The organism is Candidatus Thiothrix phosphatis (assembly GCF_035668035.1).
Lineage (GTDB): Bacteria > Pseudomonadota > Gammaproteobacteria > Thiotrichales > Thiotrichaceae > Thiothrix > Thiothrix phosphatis.
The window spans coordinates 1-5,222 of sequence record NZ_JAYMYJ010000164.1 but is presented as its reverse complement, the minus strand read 5'-3'; the positions used below and the strand labels follow the sequence as shown (position 1 = coordinate 5,222).

The window sequence follows — 5,222 nt, the reverse complement described above, 5'->3', positions numbered from 1 at the left end:
CAACCCATTCGCACCCAAGGCACCTCCTCGCGTTCGGGCTGGACTGATCTCAAGGCCGACATGGGGGGGTTCAATTTCCAGAATTTCGCAGGAGAGTCGCCAACGAATTCGGTCGTGGTCGAATTGCTGAAACTTTATGATATCAGCGCCGATACCACGACGGCCTTGCACAAGGCCTGGAAAGGCAATCGCGATGCCTCGCCAACACCGGCCTTCGGTAAGATGACCGGCACTCCTGCCTATTACGATCAGCCGGGGACCCTGCTCAGGCTAAGTGCGACTGGCGCAATTACCACCACGCTGTGCACGCGTACCTGTGTGCTCGATGCCGATCCAGGAACGGATGGTAACCAGGGCGCTTACTCGGCGCATGATTCGGGCACCCCTCCGCAAGATGGCACCGGCACCATCAAGTATTGGGTCAAGAATGGTGCCACCTGCCAAAGCACCGGCACCAGTGGTAGCGATTGCAGCACGGAGCCTGCCGCTTGCGGTACCCCACAGAACCTGAACAATTCCTACACATCCGCCAACCCCCATGGCTGCAGTTGGTCTGGCCGAAGCTCGATCCTGGTTGAGGGGACCGGCACCTATTACTATGGCGGCACCTGCAGCGGTTCTTGCACTGGTCAGGGCAACGTCCTGGGCGCCAGCGCCTGTGCATCTGGCGGGAGCAGCCCCAACTACTGCGACATGACTTTGGGTAATATCACCATTGGTTCCACGGTCTATCCCAATGCCGCACTCAACAGCGGGAATGGCACCAGCGTCGGGTGCACCAGCAAATCCGATACCACCACCACCTGCGAAGTCCGTGAAGGCTCTCCCGCATGTCGCTACCTCCCCAATCCCACCAGTGCCTGCACCAATCAGACCATATCTTCCACCACCCCAGGCGATTCAGCCGATTACATCGTCTATCCGTTTGCTGCCGGTACCAACCATCTTGTGCACGACTGCAAGGCCGATAACGGCACGACGGGCAATCCCGGCAACAGCTTCATGACTGCGGCCATCGACCGTACTTTTGGCCAGGACTGGAATGCCACCAACTCCGCCACAGGAACGACGGCGGCCTATACGCCAACCGACCCGTCGGCGAGCTATCCCAATGCGGTCGACATGTACTCGGTCAATTACCTCAACTGGAAATACGGAGCGAAAGGGGCAACAGGTGCCCCGATCGGGCGCAAGACACGCTTGCAGATCGCCAAGGATGCCTTGACTGACCTGGTCGCCAAAACGAATGGTATCCGCTTCGGCCTGATGGTTTACAACAAACTGCCCAACGACATTACCATCCGTAACACTCAAGGTAGCCAGGGAGGCAATATCGTCTATCCGATCCGTCGCATGGGGTCCAGCGAAACGGACTCCGATTATGTCAATCGCGTAAGCATCTCGCGTGCAATCAACAGTGTAGTGGCCACCGGCACGACCCCGCTGACGGAAGTGATGTACGAAGCTTACCTGTACTTTCGTGGAGAACCCCCCCTGTTCGGAACCAATGCCACCCCCGCCGTCGGCGGTGGCACGGTATCGGCCGACAGTGACCCCTCAGCCATTGTCGCAGGAAAATACGACTCGCCCATGATGAGCAACCCGAATCGCTCGACCCCTGCGGTTTGCCAGAAGAACTATGTGGTTCTGATTTCGGATGGCGGCCCCGAGAACGACAATCAGGCGGATACCCAGGTTCAGGCACTCATCCAGGGCCCGCCTTACCGGGCGGACACGATCAAGACGCTGCAAGCCACTCCCTCAACGCAGTTCGAAAATGCCGGCCTACCGTATGGCCCAACAGATATTGCTTACCCCAGCAATTATGTCTGGCTGGACGAGCTGACCTATTTCATGGCCAATGGCGACATGTCTCCCGGTGGTGCCACAGCCACTGACTCGCTTGTGGGCATTCAATCAGTCGCCACCTACACGGTGGGTTTTGCCGGTGGCTCCTCGCCTGTCCTTGAAAAAGCCGCCACGAGCGGCGGCGGCGCGTTCTACGAGGCAAAAGACAGTGGCGAACTGTCGACTGCACTGGCCAAAGCGATCGATACTATCCGCGACTGGAATCCGACGCTTGCTGCGCCAACCGTGCCCATCTCGGCTACCAACCGTTCCGAGAGTTCGGACGACATTTTTCTGGCCTTCTTCCGTCCCAGCCTGCAACAGTCCTGGGAAGGTACGGTCAAGAAATTCAAGCTTAGCAGCAATGCCACGGCTTGTGGTCTTGACGTCGACAACGTTCAAATCCCGCTTTGCCTGACCGGGCAAACGACCTTTACCGCAGATGGCCTGAGAAACATCGAGGAATTCGACAGGATCCTGAAAATAGCCAGGGTGCGGGACGAGGCCGTGAGTTACTGGAGTGATACGACTGCTCCGGACGGTAGCAAACCCAATCAGGGAGGAACCGGATATGTATTGAAGACAGCGTCCGGATCCACGCCCTCTTCGCGTAAGCTTTACACGCATCTCTCCAGCAGCAGCGAGCCACTCCTGACCAACGCCAGCAATGCCATGTCGGAAGTCAATTCGACAATCACCAAGGATTTGCTGGGCGACGCCTCGATGACTGATGCAATGCGGGCAACCATCCTCAACCATGCCCGTGGGGGTGATCCAGCCAATGCAGGATGCAAGGACGCCGATTCAACAACCGTTTGCTCCACATGGCGAACCTGGCCACATGGGGATGTGCTGCATTCCAGCCCGAGCATCCTTACATACGACGGCACGACCGTTCCCCCGGTCACCGATATGTTCTACATGTCCAATGATGGGCTGTTGCATGCCGTGGATACGGCGACGGGCAAGGAGCAATGGGCTTTCATGCCGGAAGAGTACATCCCGAAACTCAAGTCGATGTATGAAAACCCGGTCGGCGAGCATCTCATCACAGGCGACGGCAGCCCGAGGATTTACCTTGAGGATCTTGATGATGATGGCAAGATCACCTCGAGCGACAAGGCTTATCTGGTCTTCGGCATGCGCCGTGGTGGCCGTGCAGTTTACGTTCTCGACATTTCCGACCGTGCGGCACCCAAGTTCATGTGGAAAATCGACCATAGTACTTCCGGGTTTAATGAACTGGGTGAAACCTGGTCCACACCGGCCTTCACCAGGATGCGCGCAAGTTCCGACCCAGTGCTGATTTTTGGTGCCGGTTATGATCCGGTCGCCAATGACCAGATCTCGGTGACGATCACGCGATCGGGAACGACGGCAACGGCCACCACCCCCGTGGATCATGGTTTCACCACGGGTGATTCGGTGCAGGTCTCGGGCGCGACGCCGGATGGCTATAACGGCGCCAAAACCATCACGGTCACAGGTGCCCGAAGCTTTACCTATACGGTGAGTGATTCATTACACACGCCCCCGACGGGCACGGTCAGGGTCGAAAGTATTACGAGCACGAGCACACCAATGGGTCGCGGCGTATTTTTTGTGAACGGCAGAACCGGCGAACTGATCAGGAGCTTCACACCGGCGGCCAGTGCCGGAGCCAACACCCAGGTGTCCGGGATGTTGTTCAGCATTCCTTCGGATGCCGCTCCTCTCAACACCGATCTCGATTCAAATGGTTATACCGATCGATTGTATCTTGGCGATTTGGGTGGAAACGTCTGGCGTTTCGATGTCGACAGTGACACGCCGTCAAGCTGGACCGCCACCAAGTTTGCTGATCTGACCAATGGTGCAACACCGCGGCGAAGAATTTTCTTCCCTCCCGCCGTAGTGAAACAGAAATACCAGGGGCAGCGCTTTGACGCGGTATACGTCGGGACTGGGGACAAGGAAAATCCTTTGCGCACCGACAACCATGATCTGATGTTCATGATCAAGGATTTCGATACGGGTTTGGCGACGACCGGGAGGTCTCTCATCAAATACTCTTCTGACCCAAGCACGAGTGATTTCTATGATCTGACTGACAACCTGATTCAGTTTGGCACCACAGAACAGCAGACGGTGGCGCAAACTGCACTTGTCGACAAACTCGGCTGGGTGATGAGACTTGAAACTGGCGGAGTGGATGGCGGCGAGAAGGTGGTCAATGCCCCAACGGTCTTCTTCAACGTACTGCGTTTCGGAACCTATAGTCCGCTTGCTTCGGCATCTGTCTGCCTGCCGCCTGGGAAAGGAACGACGTACGCCATGAACGCTCTCGAAGGCAGCGTGGTGATTGATACCGACCACAGCGGTAGCATCACCAGCAGCGATTCGCGCGTTTCCTCCAATTTTGCGATACGCGGTTTTCCATCAGATACCATCACCATCTTCCATGACAAGAAGATTTTTAGTGAATCCTGCAGTGACGGCAACTGCAAGGCCGATCTGCTCGGCACGCTTGGTGTGGGTCAGCGTACCTACTGGTTCCAGGAACCCGAGAGATGACCGGTAAGCTGCTCCCATCCCGGAGGCGCCTCTGCCGATGACACGGCAACTGGCAGGCTGGCTGCTGCTGTCAGCCTTGCTGCATGCCGAGATGCTTTTCATCCTGGGGCCCGCAAGGGCCCCGACCCTGTCCACAGCACCCGCTCGTCTGGAGATCCGAATCGAGAATTCCCCGAAGACGGGAAGCAGCGAGCCAACGCTACCCTTTGAAACAGCAGCCCCGCGATTAGCTCCGTTCACAATCGCCGAGGCCAACGGTCAGTGGCTATCCGCCCCACCCAGTGCGTCCCCTGAGACTCAGCTTCGGTTTCCAGCGCCACTCACAGAAACAGAGGCAAACGACCCGCTATCGATTCCGCAGGAAATAGCTCAAGCCAGCAATCAGGATTCCGCCTGGTCACCCAATACCTCCCCGACGATTCAGCTCCCAATCAAGGAATATTTCTTCAAATCATCCGAACTCGATGAACAACCGTATCCCTTGATCTCCGTGGTACCCGCCTATCCACCGCACGCTCAAGTCCATAACATTGAAGGGTGGGTTCGCTTATTGTTATTGATCGATGAAAGTGGCCAGTTGCGTCATCTGGAGATTCTGGAGGCCAACCCCCCCGGCATTTTCGAAGAATCGGCCCGGGCAGCCTTCCGCATCACACCGTTCTCACCGGGGCAACGAGGAGGAGAAGCAGTGAAGTGTCGGATGATCGTCAAGATTGACTTCACCCTCACGGGAATCGAAGGAACGAGACTCGAATAGTCTTCGTCCATACATGGATCATGACTGCGGGCCGTGGACCAGGGTCTTGGTCGCTTCAGCCTTC

The 5,222-nt window shown here is 57.0% G+C and carries 2 protein-coding genes; both read left to right on the top strand.

Annotation, left to right across the window (positions count from 1 at the left end):
- Positions 1–114 precede the first annotated feature (114 nt).
- Positions 115–4,401 carry a pilus assembly protein gene (locus VSS37_RS21530; RefSeq protein ID WP_324698598.1) on the top strand — a complete coding sequence of 1,429 codons (4,287 nt, stop codon included), beginning with the start codon at positions 115–117 and terminating at the stop codon, positions 4,399–4,401.
- 37 nt (positions 4,402–4,438) lie between these two features.
- A complete protein-coding gene (locus VSS37_RS21525) occupies positions 4,439–5,158 on the top strand; it encodes an energy transducer TonB (RefSeq protein ID WP_287639446.1) in 720 nt (239 codons plus the stop codon).
- The last annotated feature ends 64 nt before the right edge of the window (positions 5,159–5,222 follow it).

Bases quoted from the DNA above. Each gene is read 5' to 3' on its own strand.
- VSS37_RS21525 (WP_287639446.1), top strand. From the start codon at position 4,439: ATGACACGGCAACTGGCAGGCTGGCTGCTGCTGTCAGCCTTGCTGCAT.